The following is a 24,108-nucleotide window of genomic DNA, read 5'->3' as shown; positions in this document are numbered from 1 at the left end:
ATGTCCCCGCCCTTGTGTACGGTTTGAAATAGGCGCATTCTTGGTGGGCGGGCATCATTTTTGCCCTGGGAGTTCACCATGCACACCGGCTTAACTCGTTGCAGTTTGCGCTCTCTGGGCGCAGGTTTATGGGTTTTTTGGGGCTCTGCCTGCCTGGCACTGGCGGCCACCACGGCAGCGCCTGCACCCCAGGCCACCATCGATGCGCTGGCCAAGGCCAACGCGGCCGTGGTGGGCGTGCGGGTGGGGGTGGAAGAGGGCGCGCGCTCAGCCGAAACCCTGGGCCGGCGGCGCAGCGGCTCGGGCGTGGTGATTGGCCCGGACGGGCTGATTCTGACCATTGGCTACCTGATGGTGGAAGCGCAAAACATCGAGATCGTCACGCACGACAACAAAACCCTGCCCGCCCAGGCCGTGGCCTATGACCAGGCCACCGGCTTTGGCTTGGTGCGGCCGATTTTGCCGTTGCGGGGCGTCCAGCCGGTCACGCTGGGCAGCCTGCAAGAGTTGCGTACCGGTGAGCCGCTGATGGTGTCCACCGGCGCCCAGATCGGCGGCGAAGAGGCCGATGTCAACATGGTCCAGGTGGTCAGCCAGCGGGCGTTTTCCGGCAACTGGGAGTACCACATCGACAACGCCATCTTCACCAGCCCGCCGGTGGGCAACCATTCGGGGGCGGCCGTGTTCAACCAGCGCGGCGAGCTGATGGGCATTGGCAGCCTGCTGGTGGGCGATGCCCTGGGCCGCGCTCCGCGCCTGGCGGGCAATATGTTTGTACCGGTGGATTTACTCAAACCCATTCTGGCCGAGCTGCAGACCACCGGCAGCAGCCAGCGCAGCCGCCGACCCTGGGTGGGTTTGACTTCCAGTGAGCAGGCCGGGCGGGTGCAGATTCTGCGCGTCAGCAAAGAGAGCCCAGCCGCCCAGGCGGGCCTGGAGCCTGGCGATGTGGTGCTGGCGGTGGATGGCACCAAGGTCAGCACGCTGGAGGGTTTCTACAAAAAGCTCTGGGACCACGCCCAGGCCGAGGTGGACATCGAGCTCACCGTGCTGCAGGGTGCCGACATCAAGACCATCGTGCTCAAGGCCGTAGACCGCATGAGCACCATGCGCAAGCCTACAGGTATTTAATGCCTCTCGTGCTTATGGAATAGGCGTGAGTAGCTATTAAATTGATAGTTCAGGCGTGTCGGCGTACCGTGAGCAAGATGCCGCCCATGGCCGCAAACAAACCGCCGCAGATGCGGTTGATCCAGCGCACGTGCGCACTCGTTGCCAAGAATGGTGCGATGCGGGCCGTGCCCAGCGAGCACAGCGTCAGCACCGACATTTCCATCGCCATGAAGGTGGCGGCCAGGATGCCCATTTGCGGGCCCCAGGCGGCGGCCGGGTCCAGAAACTGCGGGAAGAACGCGGCAAAGAACAGCAGCGCCTTGGGGTTGCTGGCCCCCACCATCAGGCCCTGCACGTAGCAGGCGCCCAAAGTGGGCAGGGTGCTGGTATCGCCATGGGCGGGGTTGAAAGCCACCGCCGGGCTGCGCCAGGTCTTCACACCCAGGTAGATCAAATAGGCGGCACCCACCACCTTGAGCACGGTAAACGCCGTCTCGGAAGCCGCCAGCACCGCGCCCAGCCCCAGGGCCGACAGCAGCATGATGCCCAGCGCCGCTGTCACGCTGCCCAGGCCCGAGACAATGCCGCGTGCCCAGCCGTGCTGCAGGGCGCGGGTAATGCACATCAGCATGGTGGGGCCGGGCGACAGCACCAGCACAGATACGGCGGCCAGATACAGCAGGTAGGTAGAAAGCGTCATGGGAAGGGAGGAGAGTGGGGCCTTGATGGTAATGCAAGCGATTTGCGAATTAATCAGCGGCCCGGCCAGAACCCCTGAAAACTCGTTGTAGAATACGAGGCTTGTCGGGGCGTAGCGCAGCCTGGTAGCGCATCTGGTTTGGGACCAGAGGGTCGAAGGTTCGAATCCTTTCGCCCCGACCATTGATTGAATTGAAAGCCACCAAGAGGTTTCTCCTGGTGGCTTTTTTTCGTTCCTCTGTGAGAAACTGAATACTATGCAATTGATAGCTGCCCGTGCTCTATCCATAAGCGCCAAGGCCTTATTTGTCTTGATTGTTTCGGCGCTGCTGCTGTGGACCTTGCCGGTACAGGCGCAGGCCCCCGATGCCGACCCCGAGGTCACACTGGACCAGTTGCGCCAGCAGGTCGAGACCATGCAGAAGGGCTTGCTCAACCCCGACCCCGAGGTGGATTTGCAGGCCTGGCGCAGCAGCGCCTTGGCCGCACAGGCGCAGGCGCAGGCCATGGCCGACGACCTGGAGCCCCAGCGCAGCAGTGTGCAGGCCCGGCTGGCCGAGCTGGGCGCGCCGCCCGCCGACAAAAAGGAAACCCCCGACATCGCCACGCTGCGCAGCCAGCTCGACAAAAGCAGCAATGCGCTGGATGCCCAGGTCAAGCTGGCGGGCCTGGTGGCGGTGGAGGCCGGGCAACTGGCCGACCAGATTTCGGTGCAGCGCCGCGCCCTGTTCCAGACCGAGCTGGGCCGCCGTACCGCGTCCATCCTGGCTCCGGCGTTCTGGAGCGAATTGCGTGGCAACTACGCGGTGGATGCGGGCCGCCTGGGCGCGCTGGCCGGTGAACTGCTGCGGGCCCTGCGCGCGGCAACAGTCGGGGTGTGGGTGGGCATGGCCGCGGCCTTGCTGCTGCTGGCACTGCTGCGCCGCAAAGCCGAAAACCTGCTGCTGCACATTGCCACCACCCGCATACCGCATGGCCGTTTGCGCCGTTCGCTGTTTGCGGTGGTGCACATCGCTTTGTCGGTGCTCACCTGGGGCCTGGTGGCGGTGATCGTGCGCAGCGCGCTGGAATGGCGCAGTGACCTGTCGGCCTTGCCCCATGCCTTGCTGCTGAGCAGCCTGGGCCTGGCCTGTTTTGGCGGTTATGTGGTGGGCCTGGGGCGCGCACTGCTGGCCGCAGACCGGCACAGTTGGCGGCTATCGGCCTTGCCCGATGCGGTGGCCGCCGGACTGGCCTGGTTTCCGCTGGTGTTTGCCAGCATCACCACGGCGGGCTGGCTGGTAGAGCGCCTGTACGCGCTGGTCAACGCCAGCCTGGCCAGCACCGTGGCCCTGAACTGCATTCTGGCTCTGCTGCTGGGCCTGAGCATGGTGATTGCCGTAGGCCGGGGTGAGCGCCTGCGCCGCCAGCTCGACCGCGGCCCCGATGCCGACCGCGTCCCGCCGCGCCCGCTGTGGCTGGCCGTGCTAACGGCCCTGGTGTGGCTGGTGCTGGTGTGCAGTGTGGCGGCCCTGCTGATGGGCTATGTGGCGCTGGGCAGCTTCATGGTGCGCCAACTGGCGTGGTCGGCGATCGTGGCTGGCAGCACCTATTTGCTGATGGTGCTAATCGACGATGTGTGCATGGGCTGGTTGGCCACCAATGATCCCGACAAGATGCCCGCCGGTGCTTGGCGCCTGCGCGACCAGGCCGCCGTGCTGGTGTCGGGCGTGGGCCGCACCCTGGTGGCGATTGCGGCGCTGACCTCGGTGCTGTCGCCGTTTGGCGATGGTCCGCCCGAGCTGCTGAACCGCGCCACCCAGTTCAGCGACGGCCTGGCGATTGGCGAGGTGCAGGTGCGGCCCACGGCGGTACTGCTGGCCATTGTGGTGCTGGTAGTGGGCCTGTCGTTTGTGCGCGTGCTCAAGCGCTGGCTGGTGGACCAATTGCTGCCCACTACCAACATGGACGAAGGCATGCAGATGTCGGCCAGCTCGCTGTTTGGCTACGCGGGTGCGGTGCTGGTGGTGGCGCTGGCCTTGTCGGCGGTGGGCATCGGGCTGGAGCGGGTGGCCTGGGTGGCCAGTGCCTTGTCGGTGGGTATCGGCTTTGGCCTGCAGGCGGTGGTGCAGAACTTTGTTTCGGGCCTGATTTTGCTGGCCGAGCGGCCGGTGAAGGTGGGCGACTGGGTGGTGCTGGGCACGGTGGAGGGCGATATCCGCCGCATCAATGTGCGCGCCACCGAGATCCAGATGAGCGACCGCTCCACCGTGATCGTGCCCAACTCCGAGTTCATCACCAAGACCGTGCGCAACATCACCCACGCCAGCCCCCTGGGCCTGGTGCAAATCAAGCTGCCGATGCCGCTGGACACCGATGTGGAGCAAGTGCGCACCCTGATGCTGTCGGCTTTCCAGGACCACACCGAGGTACAGGCCAGCCCTTCGCCCAGCGTGGCGCTGGACGGCATCGACAACGGCAAGCTGGTGTTCAACGCCACCGCCTATGTGGGCTCGCCCCGCTTGTCTTACGGCGTGCGCAGCGACGTGCTGTTTGAAATGCTCAGGCGCCTGCGCGAGGCCAAGCTACCGCTGTCCAATCCCGCCACCATGGTGTTGCGCGAAGTGTCGCCGGTGGTGGAGGCCGTGGTGGAGCCGACAACGCCGATCTCCCCACTCAACCCCTAAGCTGCCAACGCCTGCAGCAGCTCGGTTTCGATCTCGATCTGGTTGCGGTTGTACTGCAGCTCCGGGCCCTGGATCAAAAAGCTGTCTTCCACCCGCTCGCCCAGGGTGGAGACCTTGGCCAGTTGCACGCTGAGGTTGTGTTTGGCCAACACGCGGGCCACCAGATACAGCAGACCGGCGCGGTCGCTGGCCGAGATGAACAGCAGCCAGCGCTGGGCTTTTTCATCGGGGCGCAGCTCCACGCGCGGGGCGATGGGGAAGCTCTTGACCCGGCGCGACACCCGGCCACCCTTGCTGGGTGGGGGCAGCGGGCCCTGGCGGGTCAGCGTCATGTCCAGGTCGTTTTCGACCATGCTGGTGAGCTCGCGGTAGTGCTCGGGCAGCATGGCGGTGACCACCTGGAAGGTGTCCAGCGCGTAGCCATTGCGGGCGGTGTGCACCTTGGCATCGACGATGCTGAAACCGGCCTGGTCAAAAAAGCCGCAGATACGGGCAAACAGATCGGGCTGGTCGGGCGTGTAGACCATCACCTGCAGGCCTTCGCCCACCGGTGACAGGCGGGCGCGCACGATGGCCTTGTCGGCCCCGTCCAGCATGGCCGGGGTTTTGGCGATGTGGCGCGACAACTGGCGCGTGTGCCAGGCGATGTCGGCCGCGTCGTGGCGCATGAAATAGCCCACGTCCAGCGTGTCCCACAGCACCTTGTGCGACTCGAAGGGCTGGGCGTGCAGGGCCAGCATCACCAGCGCCTCGCGCTTGCGGGCCTCGATCTCGGCATCGGGATCGGGCGCGCGGCCCCCCAGCACCCGGATGGTGTAGCGGAACAGATCCTCCAGCAGCTTGCCCTTCCAGGCGTTCCACACCTTGGGGCTGGTGCCGCGGATGTCGGCCACCGTCAGCAGGTACAGGGCAGTGAGGTAGCGCTCGTTGCCCATGCGTTGGGCGAAGTCGGCGATCACGCTGGGGTCGCTGAGGTCGGCCTTCTGGGCCACGCGGCTCATGGTCAGGTGCTCGGTGACCAAAAATTCGATCAGCTGGCTGTCTTCGGCCCCAATGCCGTGCTGGGTGCAAAAGCGCCGCGCCTCGCGGGCACCCAGGTCGGAATGGTCGCCGCCCCGGCCTTTGGCGATGTCGTGGAACAGCGCTGCCACGTACAGGATCCAGGGCTTGTCCCAGCCCGCGCCCAGCTGCGAGCAGGCCGGGTATTCGTGCGCATGCTCGGCCATGAAGAAGCGGCGCACATTGCGCAGCACCATCATGATGTGCTGGTCGACCGTGTAGACGTGGAACAGGTCGTGCTGCATCTGCCCCACGATGCGCCGGAACACCCACAAATAGCGCCCCAGCACCGAGGTGTCGTTCATCAGCCGCAGGGCGTGGGTGATGCCCGAGGGTGCCTGCAAAATCGCCAGAAACGTGGCCCGGTTCACCGGGTCGCTGCGGAACTTGGCGGTCATCAGGCCGCGGGCGTTGTACAGCGCCCGCAACGTGCGGGCCGACAGGCCGTGGATGCCCACGGCGGTCTCGTACAGCAAAAAGGTTTCCAGGATCGCGTGCGGGTGCCGGGTGTACAGGTCGTCGCTGGCCACCTCGATCATCCCGGCTTTTTCAAAGAAGCGCTCGTTGATGGGGCGCAGCGCGTGGGTGGAGGGGTTGAGCCGCTCCTCGATATTGAGCAGCAAAATCTGGTTCAGCTGGCTTACCGCCTTGGCGGTCCAGTAGTAGCGGCGCATCAGCGCCTCGCTGGAGCGCACCGGCAGGCCGGTATCGTCGTCGGACACCGTGGTGTAGCCAAACGACTCGGCCACGGCGGTTTGCAGGTCGAACACCAGCCGGTCTTCGCGGCGGCCTGCGGTGAGGTGCAGGCGGGCACGGATCAGGCACAGCAGGGCTTCGTTGCGCTTGAGTTGCTTGGCCTCGTGCGGGGTGGCGATGCCGCTGCGCACCAGCTCGTCCCAGGTCTTGCCCAGCTTGGCGGCTTTGGCCACCCACAGAATCATCTGCAGGTCGCGCAGGCCGCCGGGCGACTCCTTGCAGTTGGGTTCCAGCGAAAACGGCGTGTTCTCGAACTTGTTGTGCCGCTGGCGCATTTCCAGTGTCTTGGCCACGAAAAATGCGCGCGGGTCCAGTGCGTCCGACAGGCGCTTGCGAAACTGGTTGAACAGCTTGGGGTCGCCGGTGACCAGGCGCGATTCGAGCAGCGAGGTCTGCACCGTCACGTCTTTCACCGCCTCGGCCAGGCATTCTTCTACGGTGCGCACGCTGGAGCCGATCTCCAGCCGGGTGTCCCAGCAGCTGCCGATAAAGTTTTCGATGCGGGCCTTGAGCTCCGGGTCGGCCTCGGGCGACACGCCTTCGGGCAGCATCAGCAGCACGTCGATGTCGGAGGATGGGAACAGCTCACCGCGGCCAAATCCGCCCACCGCCACCAGCGCAAACGACGGGGTGAACCCGGCGATGGCCCACAGGCCGCGCAGGGTGCTGTCGGTCAGGCTGGAGAGGTTTTGCAGCGTGGAGCGCACGCCCCGGGTGCTGGAGCCGCTGTCGCGCACGGCTTCGAGCAGCAGCGACTTCTCATGCAGGTAGTGCGCCCGCAGCGCGGGAACGTCGGTCATCAGACCCGCATCGCGCTTCACGCTACGGCGGTCGCTGGAGTCTGGACCGGTACAAAGGCCGGCGTGGGCGGGCTGCCCGCCGACAGCGTCAGCACTTCGTAGCCGGTCTCGGTGACCAGAATCGTGTGCTCCCACTGGGCCGACAGCGAATGGTCTTTGGTGACGATGGTCCAGCCGTCTTTTTCGGGGCCTTCCTTGATGTCTTTTTTACCGGCGTTGATCATCGGCTCGATGGTAAAGGTCATGCCGGTTTTCAGCACCTCCAGCGTGCCGGGCTTGCCGTAGTGCAGCACCTGCGGCTCTTCGTGGAAGATGCGGCCAATGCCGTGGCCGCAGAACTCGCGCACCACGCTGAAGCCGTTGCTCTCGGCAAAGCGCTGGATGGCGTGGCCAATATCGCCCAGGTGGATGCCGGGCTTGACCATTTTGATGCCGTGCCACATCGCGTCATACGTGAGTGCTGCCAGGCGCTTGGCCAGGATGCTGCCTTCGCCCGCGATGAACATGCGGCTGGTGTCGCCGTGCCAGCCGTCTTTGATCACGGTCACGTCGATGTTGACGCTGTCGCCCTTCTTGAGCGGCTTGTCGTTGGGAATGCCGTGGCAGACCTGGTGGTTCACCGAGGTGCAAATCGACTTGGGGTAGGGGATGTTGCCGCCGCCGGTGTAGTTCAAAGGGGCCGGAATGCCGCCTTGCACCTGGGTGATGTAGTCATGCGCCAGCTTGTCGAGCTGGTTGGTGGTCACGCCGGGCACCACGTGGGGGGTCAGGTAGTCGAGCACTTCGGAAGCCAGGCGGCCCGCGACGCGCATGCCTGCGATGCCGTCTGCGTCTTTGTAGGTGATAGTCATAGCCGCTAATTATCCTAGATGCCGTGCCGGGTTGCAGCGCCCGCTGCCGCTGCCCGCGCAGCCGTTAAAATTCTGCGCTCTAGGGTTTGCCCGTACCAGCAGTTTCTGCGCTGGGCCGCCTGGCCACCCAGTCCCCATTCTTCCCCAACCAGGCCGCCACCGTGACCTTGCATATCTCTCTGTTTGAAGGCGGCAACGCCCTTAGCGACTTCCGCGTTCAGCAACTCCTGCCCCGGCTGCAAGCCATCCATGACAAGATCACCGGCGTGGCTGCCCGCTTCGTGCACCTGGTGGCCAGCGATGCCGCGCCTGCGCAGGCCGTGGTGGAACAACTGACCGGTCTGTTGGCCTACGGCGACCCGTATGCAGGCCCCACTGAAGGCCCGTTGCTGGTAGTGACGCCGCGTTTTGGCACTGTGTCGCCCTGGGCTTCCAAGGCCACCGACATCGCCCACAACTGCGGACTGGCGGTGCGCCGGGTCGAGCGTTTTGTCGAATACCGTTTGACCGTCAAGCAGCCTTTGCTGGGCAAAACCGTGCTGACCGCCGCGCAACTGGCCCAGGTGGCCGACCTGCTGCACGACCGCATGACCGAGAGCGCCATGCTGGACCGCAGCCAGGCGCAAGAGTTGTTCACCGCGTTGGAAGCCGCGCCGCTGGCCCAGGTGGACGTATTGGGCGGTGGCCGCGCCGCATTGCTGGCGGCCAACACCGAGTTCGGCCTGGCCCTGGCCGACGATGAAATCGACTACCTGGTCAACGCCTTTACCACGCTCAAGCGCAACCCCAGCGACGTGGAACTGATGATGTTCGCCCAGGCCAACAGCGAGCACTGCCGCCACAAGATCTTCAACGCCGAGTTCACCATCGACGGCGTGGCACAAAGCAAGAGCCTGTTTGGCATGATTCGCAACACCCACCAGCTGGCACCGCAGCACAGCGTGGTGGCGTACTCGGACAACGCCTCCGTCATGGAAGGCTATGAGATTGAGAGATTTTTAGCCAAATCAGCCTCTACCGCCCATGGCAAGAGCGCAAGCAGCTACGAAAAGAGTAGCGCTTTGCACCATGTACTGATGAAGGTGGAAACCCACAACCATCCCACCGCCATCTCGCCGTTCCCCGGCGCGTCCACCGGCGCGGGCGGCGAGATCCGCGACGAAGGTGCCACGGGCCGCGGCTCCAAGCCCAAGGCGGGCCTGACCGGTTTCACTGTGTCCAAGCTCTGGCCGCAAGAGGGTGACGTGTCCATCGGCAAGCCCGAGCACATCGCCAGCCCCTTGAGCATCATGACCGAAGGCCCGCTGGGTGGCGCGGCTTTCAACAACGAATTCGGCCGGCCCAACCTGCTGGGCTACTTCCGCGAGTACGAGCAAACCGTCACCTCCGACGTGGACAGCATCCGCCGCGGCTACCACAAGCCCATCATGATCGCGGGCGGCCTGGGCACCATCGACGCGACGCAAACGCACAAGATCGAATTCCCCGCCGGTTCGCTGCTCATCCAGTTGGGCGGCCCGGGCATGCGCATCGGCATGGGCGGCAGCGCGGCCAGCTCCATGGCCACGGGTGCCAACGCGGCCTCGCTGGACTTTGATTCGGTGCAGCGCGGCAACCCCGAGATCGAACGCCGGGCGCAGGAAGTCATCAACCAGTGCTGGATGCAAGGCGCGGCTAATCCGATTCTGGCCATCCACGACGTGGGTGCCGGCGGCCTGAGCAATGCCTTCCCCGAGCTGACCAACGACGCAGGCCGGGGTGCACGCTTCGACCTGCGCGCCGTGCCGCTGGAAGAAAGCGGCATGAGCCCGAAGGAAATCTGGTGCAACGAAAGCCAGGAACGTTACGTGATGGCCATCGCCCCCGAGTCGTTGGCAGCCTTTACTGCGCTGTGTGAGCGCGAGCGTTGCCCGTTCTCGGTCGTCGGTGTTGCCACGGAAGAGCGCCAGCTCATAGTTGCGGACGCAGAGGCGCAAAGCCCCGTCGATATGCCCATGAACGTGCTGTTGGGCAAGCCGCCCAAGATGCACCGCGATGTCAAAACTGTGGCCCGCCAGTTTGCCCCGATAGACCTGACCGGCGTTAGCCTGCAAAAAGCCACCATTGATGTGTTGGCCCACCCCACCGTCGCCAGTAAGCGCTTCCTGATCACCATCGGCGACCGCACCGTGGGCGGCATGAGCCACCGCGACCAGATGGTTGGCCCCTGGCAAGTGCCGGTAGCAGACTGTGCCGTGACCCTGGCCGATTACCAAGGCTTCGCCGGTGAAGCCATGGCCCTGGGCGAACGCACGCCGCTGGCGGCCGTCAACGCCCCCGCGTCCGGCCGCATGGCGGTGGCCGAAGCCATCACCAACCTGCTGGCCGCACCGTTCGATCTGCCGCGTGTCAAGCTCTCCGCCAACTGGATGGCCGCCTGCGGCGAGCCGGGCGAAGATGCCGCCCTGTACGCTACGGTGAAAGCCGTGGGCATGGAACTGTGCCCGGCCCTCGGCATCTCCATCCCCGTGGGCAAAGACAGCCTGTCGATGCGCACGCAGTGGACAGATGCGGACGACAAAAAGAAGGTCACATCCCCTGTGAGCCTGATCGTTACCGCCTTTGCCACCCTGGCCGATGTGCGCGGCACGCTGACCCCGCAGCTCAATGCCACTGAAGACACCACGCTGATCCTGGTGGACCTGGGCAAGGGCCAGAACCGCATGGGCGGCTCTATCTTGGCGCAAACCCTGAACCAGGTGGGCGATACCGTGCCCGACCTGGACGACCCGCAAGACCTGGTCAACCTGGTCAATGCCGTCAACGCGCTGCGCCCCCAACTGCTGGCCTACCACGACCGCAGCGACGGCGGCCTGTTCGCAGCCGCCTGCGAAATGGCCTTTGCGGGCCATGTCGGTGTGGCGCTTAATGTGGACCTGCTGGTCACCGAGGGCGACGGCATCAGCGACAGCCGCATGGACGTGGGCGACAGCAAAAACTGGGCGGGCCAGGTCGGCCCGCGCCGCGAAGAGCTCACGCTTAAAGCCCTGTTCAATGAAGAACTCGGCGTGCTGCTGCAAGTGCGCACGTCCGACCGCGATGCCGCCATCCAGACCCTGCGCACGCACGGCCTGGCCAAGCACAGCCACATCGTCGGCAAAACCCGTCCTGCCAGCAGCACCATCACGGCAGGCGTGGGCGAAGTGCAGGTCTGGCGCGATGCCAAGGCCGTGTTCACTGCCAAGCTGGAAGACCTGCACCAGGTGTGGGACAGCGTGAGCTGGAAAATCTGCCAGCAGCGCGACAACCCCGCCGGAGCCGATGCCGAGCACGCGGCAGCCGGGGCCGCCGCCGATCCAGGCATGCATGTTTTCTTGCCAAATAGTGCTCCAGCGCTTGATACATCAGCGCTAGCAGCTACTAAAGATGTAGCGGCACCGGCTTTGATGCTGACCCGCCCCAAGGTCGCCGTGCTGCGCGAGCAGGGCGTGAATTCGCACACCGAGATGGCCTACGCCTTCGGTCTGGCTGGTTTCGACGCGTTCGACGTGCACATGACCGATTTGCAAACCGGCCGGGCCCAACTGCAAGACTTCCAGGCCGTGGTGGCCTGCGGCGGCTTCAGCTACGGCGACACCCTGGGCGCAGGCATTGGCTGGGCGCGCAGCATCACCTTCAACCCGGTGCTGGCCGCGCAATTCAAGGCCTTCTTCGCCCGCCAGGACACCCTGGCCCTGGGCGTGTGCAACGGCTGCCAGATGTTTGCCGAACTGGCCGACATCATCCCCGGCGCACAGGCCTGGCCGCGCTTTACTACCAACCGCAGCGAGCGCTTTGAAGCCAGGCTGTCAATGGTCGAAGTGCTGGATTCGCCCAGCGTGTTCCTGCAAGGCATGGCCGGTAGCCGCCTGCCCATCGCGGTGGCGCACGGCGAGGGCTACGCCAACTTTGCCTACCGGGGCGACGCGTCCCAAGCGATCGCCGCCATGCGCTTCGTGGACAACTTCGGTGCCGCCACCGAGGCCTATCCCTTCAACCCCAACGGCAGCGCCGGTGGCCTGACCGCCGTGACTACGGCCGATGGTCGCTTCACCGCCATGATGCCCCACCCCGAGCGCGTGTTCCGCAATGTGCAGATGAGCTGGACCAGCGGCGACCAGAGTGAGTTCAGCCCCTGGATGCAGCTCTGGCACAACGCGCGGCGTTGGCTGGGGTAAGGTGTTTTGCAGATGCGCGAATGCGCATTTGCAGAAGATGTGCCACATAATTGCAGATAATTATTTAAAGCTTTTAATTTAAGTGATTGTTTTTAATAAAGTTTTTCCGATAAAGTCCACTAAACATTCTGTTCAAGTAGAGATGTCGGAAAACCATGGCTGCTTTTAACCACTTTGAGCTGGGGCTGCTGAACCCCGCTTTTGATTCGCCCTTAGTCGATGTGTTGACCGAGTTGGAGCATTTGCGGCGTTTGCAGCTGGTGGGCACCACCCCGGCACCGGTGTTCTTCCAGCTCAAGCATGTTTTCCATATTCTGGAGAGCCTGGGTTCGGCGCGCATCGAGGGCAACCACACCACCTTGGCCGATTACGTGGAGAGCACGCTGGACGGGGCGGCCACCGCCAGTGACGCTTTGGGGGAAATTGCCAGCATCGAACAGGCGATGCAGCACGTCGAATCATCGATAGAACCCGGCGCGCCCATCACCGAGCATTTCATCCGCGAGCTGCATGCCCTCACGGTGCGCAGTCTGGTGCGCGAGGGCGATGCCACACCCGGTGCCTACCGTACTTCGCAGGTGCTGATTGCCCAGTCTGCGCATGTACCACCCGAAGCGGTGCAAGTACCCGGCTACATGCAGGAGCTGGTGGCGTTCATCAACCAGGCCGATGCGCCCAAGTACGACCTGATCAAAGTGGCCCTGGCGCACCACCGCTTCGGCTGGGTGCACCCGTTTGGCAATGGCAATGGGCGTGTGGTGCGCTTGCTGACGTATGCGCTGCTCATCAAGTACGGCTTTAACGTCAAGACCGGTGGCCGGGTGCTGAACCCCACCGCGGTGTTCTGTAGTGACCGCGACAAATACTACGAGATGCTGGCCTGTGCCGATGCGGGTACACCGCTTCGCCTGGAGCAATGGTGCGTGTATGTGCTGCAAGGCGTACTCAGCGAGCTCAACAAGGTAGACCAACTCACCCGCTACGACTATCTGACTAGCAAGATTCTGTTACCTGCGCTGGGCTATGCGCGCAGCCGGATGTTGATCACGGCCCAAGAAGAATCCGTGCTGCACGCTGCAGTGAAGGCAGGTATTGCCAAGGCCGCAGACCTGAGCGCCGCCATGCCCGGCATGAATGCCACCCAGCGCACCTACCAGATCAAGAAATTGGTGGAGCGCAAGATGCTGCAACCCATTGCGCTCCATGCCCGCCAGTACACCCTGGGCTTTGACAGCAGCTACCTGGTGCGCGGCGTGGTCCATGCGCTGTCGCAAGAGGGTTTTATCTCTGCCCCCCTGCGCGGGGACGCATTGGGCTGAGCTTCCAGGCATCCCGGCACCTAGGGATTTCCCGCGGTTCCCGCAACGGTTTCGTACCAGCTATTGGCCGCAGGGTATGCATGGCTTTGTCTCTGTAAATGTAAGCTTATGTATCTGAAATTCGCATCCACTGCAGGTGGGCGAAACAGGTTCATGCAGGCACAGCCGGGTCCCAGACGCACGGCACACAGAGTCATTCAAAAATGCTTTCCAAAATACGGGTGGGTCGCCAATTGGGCTGGGCTTTTGGCTTGGTGGTGGCGCTGGTGCTGTTACTGGCCTTGACGGCCTGGAGCCGGATTCTGGCCATCCATGGCGATTTTGAGTCGCTGGTCGATACCACCCTGCCCGCGCTGACGGCGCTGGGTGATGTGAACGACAAATTGCAGGCGGTGCGCATCGCCGAGCTCCGGCATTTATCGACCTTGAACATGCCCGCCAAAGACCGTGAAGAGTTGGTGGTGAAGGCGGCGGTGAAAGACCTGGATACCGCTTTGGCGCGCTACAACACCGGTGGTGCGGCGCTGGTAGACCCGGTGCGGCACCAGGAGATGCTGGCCGCCATGGCCCAGTACCACGGCCTGCGCAGCACTTTTTTCCAGATGTCCAACTCGGCCGCAGGTGCTGAAGAGGAGCGCGCCATAGAGGCCAGCGATTTTTTCAACGGCCCCAGCCAGCAAAGCTACCTGAAAGCCTACCAGGCGGTGCAAAAGCTCTGGCAAGGGCATGTGGGCCAGGCCGAGCAGGCCAAGGCCCAGGGCCGTGAAGACGTGGTGCATGCCCGTGGGGTGCTGGCCAGTGTGGCGGCGGCATCGGTGCTGGCGTCCATCCTGTTGGCGTGGTTCATCAGCCGCAACCTGTTACGGCAGCTGGGCGGGCAGCCAAGCGACGTGGCGGGCCTGGCCACCGCCATCAGCCATGCGGATTTGAGCCGTGTGGTGGCCGCGCACCAAGGGGACACGCACAGCGTGGTGTCGGCCATGGCGCGCATGCAGGCTTCGTTGACGCAAATTGTGCAGTCCATCCGGCAAGGAGCCGACGGCGTGGCCACGGCCAGCTCCGAGATCGCCCAGGGCAACCACGACCTCAGCGCCCGTACCGAGCACCAGGCCAGCGCCCTGGCGCAAGCCGCCGCGTCGATGGAAGAGTTGGGTGCCACGGTGCAAGAGAACGCCGACAGTGCGCACTCTGCCAACCAACTGGCCCTGCAGGCCTCCACGGTGGCGGTTCGCGGCGGCGACGAGGTAGGCCAGGTGGTGCAGACCATGCAGGGCATCAATGACTCGTCGCGCAAGATTGCCGACATCATCAGCGTGATCGACGGTATCGCTTTTCAAACCAATATCCTGGCGCTCAACGCCGCCGTGGAGGCCGCCCGCGCCGGTGAGCAGGGGCGTGGCTTTGCCGTGGTGGCCAGCGAAGTGCGCCTGCTGGCCCAGCGCTCGGCCGATGCAGCCAAGGAAATCAAGCTGTTGATCTCTGCCAGCGTGCAGCGGGTGGAGCAGGGCGTGGTGCTGGTGGACAAAGCCGGCAGCACCATGGCCGAAGTGGTGGGCAGCATCCGCAGCGTGACCGACATCATGGGGGCCATCAGTGTGGCCAGTGCCGCGCAGTGCGCGGGCATGTCGCAGGTCGGGCAGGCCGTGGCCCAGATGGACCTGGTCAACCAGCAAAATGCCGCGCTGGTCGAGCAAATGGCCGCTGCCGCCAGTGGGCTCAAAAGCCAGGCCGACGATCTGGTGCAGGTGGTGTCGGTGTTTACGCTGGGGTCCGATCCGGCCATGCCGGTGGCGTTGCCCGGTGGCCGTACGGTGCAGCCCCTGGCGGTTGCCTACCGCTAAGCGACTTCGGGATTCAGGCCTCCAGCCGGAACCGGCTGACCGCCTCGGTCAGCGCATCGGCCTGCTCGCGCAGTGATTCCGATGCCGCAGCAGACTCTTCCACCAAGGCCGAGTTTTGCTGCGTGACCTGGTCCACCTGGCCGACCGACTCGCTGATCTGGGCGATGCTGCTGCTTTGGCCGCTGGCCTGGTTGGACAGGGTGCGGATGATGGTGGTGACCTGCTGCACGCTGCCCACAATGTCGTCCATGGTGGTGCCGGCGCGGGCCACCAGCTTGGCGCCTTCGTCGGCCTTGGCCACCGAGGTGCCGATCAGGGTGCTGATTTCCTTGGCCGCCTGGGCCGAGCGCTGGGCCAGCAGGCGCACTTCGCTGGCCACTACCGCAAAACCCCGGCCTTGCTCGCCTGCGCGGGCAGCTTCTACCGCGGCATTGAGCGCCAGGATGTTGGTCTGGAAAGCAATGCTGTCGATCACGCTGGTGATGTCGGCAATCTTTTTGGAGCTGGCGTTGATCTCGCGCATGGTCACCACCACCTGCGACACCACTTCGCCACCGCGGGTAGCCACCTCGGCAGCCGACTGGGCCATCTGGTTGGCCTGGACGGCGGCGCTGGCACTCTCCTGCACATTGCCGGTGAGTTCGGCCATGGCGGCCACGGTTTCTTCCAGGTTGGCGGCGGTATGTTCGGTACGGTGGCTCAGGTCCTGGTTACCCGCAGCGATTTCGGTGCTGGACGCGTGGATGGTGCGGGCGGCCAGCTGCACCTGGGCCACCAGTTCGCGCAAAAACACCTGCATGCGGCCCATGGCGTTAACCAATTGGCCAATCTCGTCGTTCTGTTGCGCCTGCACCGGCACAAACAAATGGCCCTGGGCAATTTCCTCGGCGATGTGGCAGGCCTGGGCCAGTGAGCGGGTGAGGCTGCGCACACTGAAAAAGGTCAGCGGAATCAGCACCAGCAAGGCCAGCACCAGAATGCCCAGCTGGATGCCCGACAACACCCGGGTGCGCTGGTCAATTCCGGCCTGCGCGGCCTGCATGTCTTCGCGCGAGGTGGTGGCGGCTTTTTGGAGCAGGCTGTCGATGGCATCCACATGGATTTTTTGCCGCTCGGCATAGGCCCCGCCGACTGCGCCGTCGATCTGCGCCGCCTCGATCTGCGCCAGTACCGGGGACAAGCCTTCGGTGTAGGCCTTGATCTCGGCCTGGGCGGTGTCCAGCATCTTCAGGTAGGTCGTGTCGCTGCCCTGGGCGGTGCGCAAGGCGGCCAGGCCTTTGCCAAAGCTTTGCAGCGACTTTTGCCAGGAGTCCCGCAGCACGGCCACTTCGACCGCGTTGTTGAAGCTGATGATGATGTCTTTTTCATTGCGGCGCACCTGGGCCAGGGTGATGCGCAGCTCGTTCATGTCGGTCAGGGTTTGCACCTTTTCCTCGACCAGCACCTTCACCGTGCCCCGGGTGGAGTCCAGCGCCCAGTAGCCCACCAGGCCAATGGCCACCAACAGCAGCAATGAAAATGCGGTGCTGAAATACAAACGAAAACGGATCGAGAGACGATTGAGCGGGTTCATAGGGGGGGTCTGGGTTGCACGGGAGGTGAAAAGGCAAAGGCCCATGCCTTTTGGTGAGTAAACGTAACAATAACCGTGCCATTCTGTGGGCGCCTGCACACGCGGGATATCCAACTGCGCCGCAATGGTTTATAGCCGCCGTGCGCCGCCGAAGGGGTAATGCTAGTTACATCTAGATGCACTATTAGAAGAATGCGCCAGACATCCCGGCCGCTACTAGTGCGAACGGAAAGGAGCACACCGCCGTGGCGCGGGGCGGTGTGATTTTTAAGGGGGAAAAGGCCTCTAGCGCTTATGCTATCAGCGTGAGAAGCTACCTTTTTGATAGTGAAACCAGAATTTCCGCCGACTTCAGTATTTGCCTTTCCAGGGCACCAGCCAGCCTTCCAGCAGGCGCATGGCGATCGAGAACCCGAATGCACATACAGCAATCACGGCAATGCCGACAAACACTGCATCGGTGGCCAGAAAGTGCGAGGCCGACATCACCATGAAGCCAATGCCGCGGGTGGAAGCGATGAGCTCGGCGGCCACCAGGGTGCCCCAGCCCACGCCCAGCGCGATGCGGATGCCGGTCAGGATTTCGGGCAAGGCCGAGGGCAGCACCACGGTGGTAAACAACTGCCATTGGCTGGCGCCCAACGACAGCGCGGCATTCACCCGCTCCTGCGGCAGCGCCCGCACACCGGCCTGGGCCGACAACACGATGGGCGCAAACATGGCCAGCGTCAGCAGCACGATCTTGGAGGTCTCGCCAATGCCCAGCCAGATCACCATCAGCGGCAGGTAGGCCAGCGGCGGCAGCGGCCAGTAGAACTCGATGGGTGTATCCAGAATGCCCTTGGCCCAGCGGTACAGCCCCATGGCCAGGCCGGTAGGGATGCCCAGGACAATCGCGATGGCCGCCGCCGACAGAATGCGCACCAGGCTGGCCGACACATGCTCCCACAGCGTGGCATTGGCATAACCGTCGGCCCAGATGGACTGCGCCACGGCCAGCACCTCGGCTGGGGTGGGCAGAAACAGGTGCGGTACCACGCCCGACTGGGCCACCGCCCACCACAGCAGCAGAATCGCGGCACCGGTGGCCAAGCTGGTGGACACGGTGGAATGCGCGCCTATGCCGAAGCTGCGCATTTTGACCAGGCGGGGTGCGGTGGGCTGGGCTGGGGCCTCAGGTGCAGGTCTGGGGAAAGAGGCGGTCAGTTCGGTCATACGGTGGTCTCTTCCAGCGCATCAGATTGGTGCACGATGGCGCGGATCTCTTCGCGCAGCTGGGCAAATGCGGGGGAGGTCTTGATGGCCCGGGCATCGCCGTCGCGGGCGTAGGTGCGCACAAAGTCCAGGTCGAAGCGGGCCACGATGCGGCCCGGCCGGGGCGACATCACGATCAGCTCGGTGCCCAGAAACAGCGCTTCTTCGATGGAATGGGTGATGAAAAACACCCGCTTGCCGGTGCGTGACCACACCGACACCAGCAGCTCCTGCATCTGCTCGCGGGTCATGCTGTCGAGCGCGCCAAAAGGCTCGTCCATCAGCAAAATGTCCGGGTTGGGTGCCAGGGCCCGGGCCAAGCCTACGCGCTGGCGCATGCCGCCCGACAGCTCGTAGGGTGCGGCATCGGCAAAGTCCTGCAGGCCCACCAGGCGCAGCAGCTCCCGGGCGCGTTCACGCCGCTCGGCACGGCCCAGGCCCGCGAACTGCAGGCCCAGGGCCACGTTGTCGATCACTGATTTCCAGGGCAGCAGGGTGTCTTTTTGGAACACCACGCCGCGGTCGGCACCGGGTCCTTCTACCGGGCGGCCATCCAGGGTGATGGAGCCGCTGGACAGTGGCAAAAAGCCCGCCATGGCGTTCAAGAGCGTGGACTTGCCGCAGCCCGACGTGCCCAGCGCCACCACGAAGCCGCCTTGCGGGATGTCCAGCGACACCCGGTCCAGGGCCTGCACAGCGCGGCCATCGCGGGCCGCGAAAAATACGCTGGCGTTGTCAACTTGCAGCATCGGCTTATTTCTTCAGGGCGACCACGGCGGTGGGGGTCACGAAGGCTGCGTAGCTGGGCAGCACTTCGGAGATCTTCTTTTGCTCCTTCAGAAACACCGAGGTTTCCTTCAGGATGCGGGCCACGCCCGACTTTTCGCCGCCACCCAGCCAGGCATCAGACGCCTGGGTGTTCAGGCTCAGCAGCGACAGGTTTTGCAGGGCCGCAGCCTGGTCGGCCGAGGTGCCGCCCAGCAGTTTGGCCAGCGCCTTGGTGTTGTCGCTGTCCGCCGTCCAGGCGGCCTTGTTGTTGGCAAACGAGCTGGAGTACTTGTCGATCACGCCCGAGAAGGACTTCAAGAATCCCGGGTGGTCCTTGGCAAACGCAGCGGTGGCCACCCAGGCAGAGAAGGTGGGCGCGCCCTTGTCGGCCACGTCCTTGGAGGTGACCAGTACCTTGCCGGTCTTCTTCAGTTCGGTCAGCGCCGGGTCCCAGACAAAGCCGCCGTCGATATCGCCGCGGTTGAACGCCGCCACGATCTCGGGCTGCGGGATGGCGAAGACCTGCACATCTTTTTCGGTCAGACCCTGGCTTTTGATCAGCGCCAGCAGCTGGTAGTGGTCGGTGGACACCGGCGCGGCGGCCAGCTTCTTGCCCTTCAGGTCGGCCACCGTATTGATGCCCGAGCCGTTGCGCACCACCAATGCTTCGTCTGTGCCGGAGATGGAGGCCACGTAGAAGGCCTTTACGTCCAGGCCGCGCGAGGTGGCAGCGGCGTAGGGGCTGGAGCCCACGTAGCCAATCTGCACGTCGCCCGAGGCGATGGCGGCAAAGATGTCCGCGCCCGAATTGAAGCGGCGAAAGTCGATGTCGTAACCGGTGGCCTTGGCGTAGTCGCCGTTGGCAATGCCTACCGACGAGGGCAGGGCATCGGTCTGGTAGCCGACCACCACTTTTTTGTCGGCTGCGTAGCCGACGGTGGCGGCCAGGCTCAAAGCGCTCAGCGCTGTGGAAATGAGTAGTTTTTTAACGAATGCCATGTGTCCAACTCCTTGAATCAGTTCGGCCGCAACAACTGGCGACCTTGACCGGAATCTTAGAGTTAGACGGGTATGTGGATATAGAACGATACCAACATACGATATTCGAATAATGAGGCTGGGGTGGGCTTGAAATATCCAGAAAAATAAGCTGCTTACGCCCATGGATAGGGCGTAAGCAGCTCCTCAAATAATAGCAAGACCATGCGGCCTGGGCCGCACGGCCCCGGCCATACTACTTGGTGGCTTCGTGGCCGATGACACCACCGACAGCGGCACCGGCGGCGGTGCCCAGGATGCCGCCGCCCAGCACGTTACCGGCTACGCCGCCAATCACGGCACCGGTGGCCGTGCCTTTTTCTTGCCGGGTCATACCGGCACAGCCGCTCAAGACGAGCATGGCAGCGGCCATGGCGGAAATGGTGATGGTGCGGGCAGTGTTGCGCAGGGAGTTCATGGTGTTTTCCTTATGGGTGTGAGATAGCCCCAGTATGGGAAATACGCTAGCCAGACGCTAGCAGACGGGGCCACCCGTGCGTGTAGTCGCTGTCCTACACACATTCAAACGCCCTGCCAGCGGCGGGCAGTTGCCTTGGAGGCCTCGGGTAAACTGGCTTCTCTTGCGTGCAGCCTGCGGGCGCACCTCAATCCATTTCCAGACCACGCCAAAAGCTCTCCCCACTTCCGGTGCGCCTCCAATCCATCAAGCTCGCGGGCTTCAAGTCCTTCGCCGAACCCACCACCTTCCACCTGCCCGGGCAACTGGTTGGCGTGGTGGGTCCGAACGGCTGTGGCAAGTCCAACATCATGGATGCGGTGCGCTGGGTGCTGGGCGAAAGCAAGGCTTCTGAGCTGCGTGGCGAGTCCATGCAGGACGTGATCTTCAGCGGCACCACCACCCGCAAACCGGCCAGCCGCGCCAGCGTGGAGCTGGTGTTCGAGAACCACGACCACCGCGCAGGCGGCCAGTGGGGCCAGTTTGCCGAAATTGCCGTCAAGCGCGTGCTGACCCGCGACGGCACCAGCAGCTACTACATCAACAACCAGCCGGTGCGCCGCCGCGACGTGCAAGACGTGTTCCTGGGCACCGGCCTGGGGCCGCGCGCCTACGCCATCATCGGCCAGGGCACCATCAGCCGCATCATCGAGTCGCGCCCCGAAGAGCTGCGCCTGTTCCTCGAAGAAGCCGCGGGCGTGTCCAAATACAAGGAGCGCCGCCGCGAAACCGAAAACCGCCTGGGCGACACCCGCGAGAACCTGACCCGCGTGGAAGACATCCTGCGCGAGCTCAACGCCAACCTGGAGCGCCTGGAAAAGCAGGCCGAGGTGGCGCAGAAGTACAACAGCCTGCACGCCAGCGCCACGCTGAAGCAGCACCAGCTCTGGTTCCTCAAAAAGGTCGACAGCGAATCCGACCAAAGCAAGGTCAAGGCCGAGGCCGCCCAGGCGGTGAATGACCTGGAATCGCGCATCGCCGACCTGCGCCACGTGGAAGCCGAGCTGGAAACCATCCGCCAGGCGCACTACGACGCGGGCGATGCCGTCAACCGCGCCCAGGGCAAACTCTACGAGGCCAGTGCCGAAGTCGGCCGGCTGGAGGGCGAAATCCGCTTTGTGGTGGAAGGCCGCCAGCGCGTCGAGCTGCGCATGGCCACCCTGAAAGAGCAAATTCAGCAATGGGCCACGCGCCAGGAAGATGCGCAGTACGAGCTGGAGAATTTAGAGGCCACCGGCATCGAGGCCGAGGAGAAAGCCGAGCTGCTGGCCGCCCAGGTGGAAGAGCAGGCCGGGCAAATCCCCGACCTGGAAGATGCCCTGCAAACCGCCAGCCGCGCCGCCAACGAGCAGCGCACGGGCGTGGTGCAGGTGCAGCAGCAGATCCAGGTGCTGGCCGCCGACCAGCGCAGCATCGAAGAACAAAGTCGCCAGCTCGACCAGCGCCGCGAGCGCCTGCTGGTCGACAAAAAAGCCCTTGCCGCGCCCGACGAAGCGCGCCTGGGCCAACTGCAAGCCCAGTTGGAAGAAGCGTCTGAAGCCGCCAGCGTCGCCGCTGCGCGCCTGCACGAGCTGCAGGAATTTCTGCCCCAACTGGACGAAGACCGCCGCGCCAAACAAACCGCCGTCAATACCGAATCCGCCCGCCAGGCCGATGTGTCGGCCCGCATGGAAGCCCTGAAAGCGCTGCAGGAAAAGGTCAAGACCGACGGCAAGCTCAAGCCCTGGCTGACCCGCCACGGCCTGGACGGCTTGCAAGGCATCTGGACCCAGCTCCACATCGAGCAGGGCTGGGAAAACGCGCTGGAAGGCGCTTTGCGCGAACGCATGGGCGCGCTGGCGGTATCCAAGCTGGAAATGGTGCGGGCGTTCGCCGGGCTGGATGGCCGCGATGTGCCGCCCGCCAAACTGGCCTTCTACAGCCCGCCGCCCGCAAGTCCGTCGCAGGGTTCCGCCGCCTTGCCGCGCCTGGCCGATCTGCTGCGCCTCAACGATGCCGGGCTGGCCGCCTTGCTGGCCGACTGGCTGCATGGCTGCTACACCGCGCCCAGCTTTGAAGATGCCCTGCACCAGCGCAGCCAGCTGCAGCCGGGCGAGGTGATCTACGTGCAAAGCGGCCATGCCGTGGGCCCGCACAGCGTGGCGTTCTACGCGCCCGATTCCGAGCAGGCCGGGCTGCTGGCGCGCGCGCAGGAGATCGAGAACCTGGAAAAGCAGCTGCGCGCCCAGACCCTGATCAACGAAGAAACCCGCTACGCCCTGGTGCGGGCCGAAGCCGCCTACAACGAGTCGTCCAGCCGCCTGGTGGGTGCCCGGCGCGAGGCCACCGAGGCACAAACCCAGGCCCACGCCCTGCAGGTCGAAACCCTGAGACTGGGCCAGTTGGCCGAGCAGGCGCGCGTGCGCAGCCAGCAGCTGGAAGGCGACCTGGCCGAGGTGGAAGCCCAGCTGGACGAGCTGCAAGAGCGCCGCGTCAACGCGGAAGGGCGATTTGAAGAGCTGGACATGCAGCTCGCCGACAGCCAGGAGCGCCACGCCCAGCTCGACGAGCGCGTCATCGAAGTGCAGCGCAAGCTGGCCGAGTGCCGCGAACAGCAGCGCAGCCTGGAGCGCCAGGCCCAGGAAGCCACCTTCGCCCAGCGCAGCCTGGGTGCGCGCCGCGCGGAACTGACCCGTTCGCTGGACATGGCCCAGCAGCAAACCGTGGCCCTGACCGACGAGCAGCAGCGCGCCGGGGACGAGCTGGGCCGCCTGAATGACGCAGCCGCCCAGGGCGGCCTGCAAACCGCCCTGGCGCAAAAGCTGGAGCGCGAGGCCGAAATGGCCGCCCAGCGCAGCCAGTACGACGATTTAACCGCCCGCCTGCGCGCCAGCGACGAGGCCCGCATGCAAAACGAGCGCGCCCTGGAGCCGCTACGCCAGCGCATCACCGAGTTCCAACTCAAGGAGCAGGCCGCGCGCCTGGGCTCTGAGCAGTTCGCCCAGTTGTTGACCGAAGCCAATGCCGACCTGGAAGCCATTGCTACATCCATCGTGCAAGGCAATGTGCGCATCCCGGGCATGCAAAGCGAAATCGACCGGCTGAACCGCGAGATCGCCGCCCTGGGGGCCGTGAATTTGGCCGCGCTGGACGAGCTGGCCGTGGCCCGCGAGCGCAAGCAATTCCTGGATGCCCAGACCGCTGATCTGGTGGAAGCCATGACCACGCTGGAAGATGCCATCAAGAAGATCGACGGCGAAACCCGCGAGCTGCTGTCGGGCACCTTCAACACCGTCAACGGCCACTTTGGCAAGATGTTCCCCGAGCTGTTTGGCGGCGGCAATGCACGCCTGGTCATCACCGGGGACGAAATTCTGGACTCCGGCGTGCAGGTCATCGCCCAGCCGCCGGGCAAAAAGAACCAAACCATCCACCTGCTGTCGGGCGGAGAAAAAGCCCTGACCGCCATCGCCCTGGTGTTTGCCATCTTCATGCTGAACCCCGCCCCGTTTTGCCTGCTCGACGAAGTGGACGCGCCGCTGGACGACGCCAACACCGAGCGCTACGCCAAACTGGTCTCCAGCATGAGCCGCGAAACCCAGTTTCTTTTCATCAGCCACAACAAGATCGCCATGGAAATGGCCCAGCAACTGATTGGTGTGACCATGCAGGAGCAGGGCGTTTCACGCATCGTGGCAGTCGATATGGAGTCGGCCCTATCCATGGCCGAATTGTGATC

At 64.3% G+C, this 24,108-nt stretch carries 14 protein-coding genes and 1 tRNA gene; 7 read left to right on the top strand and 8 right to left on the bottom strand.

Annotated elements, in window-relative coordinates; translation table 11 throughout:
* The first annotated feature begins 78 nt into the window (after positions 1–78).
* The gene (locus tag AC097O_RS10680; protein WP_479592756.1) at positions 79–1,131 is read left to right on the top strand and encodes a S1C family serine protease; all 1,053 of its coding nucleotides are present in this window, start codon (positions 79–81) and stop codon (positions 1,129–1,131) included.
* A gap of 49 nt (positions 1,132–1,180) precedes the next feature.
* On the opposite strand, the gene AC097O_RS10675 is transcribed toward AC097O_RS10680, so the two are convergent.
* Positions 1,181–1,813 carry a LysE family translocator gene (locus tag AC097O_RS10675; protein ID WP_479592755.1) on the bottom strand — a complete coding sequence of 211 codons (633 nt, stop codon included), beginning with the start codon at positions 1,811–1,813 and terminating at the stop codon, positions 1,181–1,183.
* A gap of 105 nt (positions 1,814–1,918) precedes the next feature.
* On the opposite strand from AC097O_RS10675, the gene AC097O_RS10670 reads away from it, so the two are divergent.
* Positions 1,919–1,995 (top strand) — tRNA-Pro (locus AC097O_RS10670).
* Positions 1,996–2,069: 74 nt separating this feature from the next.
* Positions 2,070–4,478 (top strand): DUF3772 domain-containing protein, encoded by a 2,409-nt coding sequence (locus AC097O_RS10665; protein WP_479592754.1) that lies wholly within the window; start codon positions 2,070–2,072, stop codon positions 4,476–4,478.
* On the opposite strand, the gene AC097O_RS10660 is transcribed toward AC097O_RS10665, so the two are convergent.
* Both AC097O_RS10660 and map read right to left on the bottom strand, forming a co-directional pair.
* Entirely contained in the window at positions 4,475–7,093 is a 2,619-nt protein-coding gene (locus AC097O_RS10660) for a [protein-PII] uridylyltransferase (RefSeq protein ID WP_479592753.1), read from the bottom strand. The genes AC097O_RS10665 and AC097O_RS10660 overlap by 4 nt on opposite strands.
* A gap of 17 nt (positions 7,094–7,110) precedes the next feature.
* Positions 7,111–7,944 carry a type I methionyl aminopeptidase gene (gene map / locus AC097O_RS10655; protein ID WP_479592752.1) on the bottom strand — a complete coding sequence of 278 codons (834 nt, stop codon included), beginning with the start codon at positions 7,942–7,944 and terminating at the stop codon, positions 7,111–7,113.
* Between the two features lie 161 nt (positions 7,945–8,105).
* On the opposite strand from map, the gene purL reads away from it, so the two are divergent.
* The 3 genes from purL to AC097O_RS10640 all read left to right on the top strand — a co-directional run bounded on the left by purL (position 8,106) and on the right by AC097O_RS10640 (position 15,300).
* Positions 8,106–12,140: a phosphoribosylformylglycinamidine synthase gene (gene purL, locus AC097O_RS10650; protein ID WP_479592918.1), complete on the top strand. Its 4,035-nt coding sequence runs from the start codon at positions 8,106–8,108 to the stop codon at positions 12,138–12,140.
* 155 nt (positions 12,141–12,295) lie between these two features.
* Positions 12,296–13,459: a Fic family protein gene (locus AC097O_RS10645; protein WP_479592751.1), complete on the top strand. Its 1,164-nt coding sequence runs from the start codon at positions 12,296–12,298 to the stop codon at positions 13,457–13,459.
* 203 nt (positions 13,460–13,662) lie between these two features.
* Entirely contained in the window at positions 13,663–15,300 is a 1,638-nt protein-coding gene (locus AC097O_RS10640; RefSeq protein WP_479592750.1) for a methyl-accepting chemotaxis protein, read from the top strand.
* Positions 15,301–15,313: 13 nt separating this feature from the next.
* Here the strand turns inward: AC097O_RS10640 and AC097O_RS10635 are convergent, their stop codons facing one another.
* The 5 genes from AC097O_RS10635 to AC097O_RS10615 form a co-directional block, all read right to left on the bottom strand.
* On the bottom strand, positions 15,314–16,873 hold the full coding sequence (locus AC097O_RS10635) for a methyl-accepting chemotaxis protein (RefSeq protein ID WP_479592749.1): 1,560 nt from the start codon (positions 16,871–16,873) through the stop codon (positions 15,314–15,316).
* 351 nt (positions 16,874–17,224) lie between these two features.
* Entirely contained in the window at positions 17,225–18,088 is an 864-nt protein-coding gene (locus AC097O_RS10630; protein ID WP_479592748.1) for an ABC transporter permease subunit, read from the bottom strand.
* Positions 18,085–18,876, bottom strand: a complete 792-nt coding sequence (locus AC097O_RS10625) for a taurine ABC transporter ATP-binding protein (RefSeq protein ID WP_479592747.1) — start codon at positions 18,874–18,876, stop codon at positions 18,085–18,087. The genes AC097O_RS10630 and AC097O_RS10625 overlap by 4 nt, the downstream gene beginning before the upstream one ends.
* 4 nt (positions 18,877–18,880) lie before the next feature.
* A complete protein-coding gene (gene tauA, locus AC097O_RS10620; RefSeq protein WP_479592746.1) occupies positions 18,881–19,894 on the bottom strand; it encodes a taurine ABC transporter substrate-binding protein in 1,014 nt (337 codons plus the stop codon).
* A 235-nt stretch (positions 19,895–20,129) separates the two neighbouring features.
* Positions 20,130–20,351, bottom strand: coding sequence for a glycine zipper 2TM domain-containing protein (locus AC097O_RS10615; RefSeq protein ID WP_479592745.1), 222 nt, complete (start codon positions 20,349–20,351; stop codon positions 20,130–20,132).
* Positions 20,352–20,581: 230 nt separating this feature from the next.
* On the opposite strand from AC097O_RS10615, the gene smc reads away from it, so the two are divergent.
* Complete coding sequence (gene smc, locus AC097O_RS10610) at positions 20,582–24,106, top strand: chromosome segregation protein SMC (protein WP_479592744.1); 3,525 nt, start codon at positions 20,582–20,584, stop codon at positions 24,104–24,106.
* The last annotated feature ends 2 nt before the right edge of the window (positions 24,107–24,108 follow it).

It is taken from the genome of Rhodoferax sp. LS1P39, assembly GCF_056521425.1.
The sequence above is the reverse complement of the archived record's forward strand: the minus strand, read 5'-3'. Positions and strand labels throughout refer to the sequence as shown.

Excerpts from the sequence above, each read along its gene's own strand:
- tauA (WP_479592746.1), bottom strand. The coding sequence starts at position 19,894 with ATGGCATTCGTTAAAAAACTACTCATTTCCACAGCGCTGAGCGCTTTG.
- AC097O_RS10665 (WP_479592754.1), top strand. The coding sequence starts at position 2,070 with ATGCAATTGATAGCTGCCCGTGCTCTATCCATAAGCGCCAAGGCCTTA.
- AC097O_RS10680 (WP_479592756.1), top strand. The coding sequence starts at position 79 with ATGCACACCGGCTTAACTCGTTGCAGTTTGCGCTCTCTGGGCGCAGGT.
- AC097O_RS10615 (WP_479592745.1), bottom strand. The coding sequence starts at position 20,351 with ATGAACTCCCTGCGCAACACTGCCCGCACCATCACCATTTCCGCCATG.
- AC097O_RS10635 (WP_479592749.1), bottom strand. The coding sequence starts at position 16,873 with ATGAACCCGCTCAATCGTCTCTCGATCCGTTTTCGTTTGTATTTCAGC.
- AC097O_RS10630 (WP_479592748.1), bottom strand. The coding sequence starts at position 18,088 with ATGACCGAACTGACCGCCTCTTTCCCCAGACCTGCACCTGAGGCCCCA.
- AC097O_RS10645 (WP_479592751.1), top strand. The coding sequence starts at position 12,296 with ATGGCTGCTTTTAACCACTTTGAGCTGGGGCTGCTGAACCCCGCTTTT.
- map (WP_479592752.1), bottom strand. The coding sequence starts at position 7,944 with ATGACTATCACCTACAAAGACGCAGACGGCATCGCAGGCATGCGCGTC.
- AC097O_RS10660 (WP_479592753.1), bottom strand. The coding sequence starts at position 7,093 with ATGACCGACGTTCCCGCGCTGCGGGCGCACTACCTGCATGAGAAGTCG.
- AC097O_RS10675 (WP_479592755.1), bottom strand. The coding sequence starts at position 1,813 with ATGACGCTTTCTACCTACCTGCTGTATCTGGCCGCCGTATCTGTGCTG.
- AC097O_RS10640 (WP_479592750.1), top strand. The coding sequence starts at position 13,663 with ATGCTTTCCAAAATACGGGTGGGTCGCCAATTGGGCTGGGCTTTTGGC.
- AC097O_RS10625 (WP_479592747.1), bottom strand. The coding sequence starts at position 18,876 with ATGCTGCAAGTTGACAACGCCAGCGTATTTTTCGCGGCCCGCGATGGC.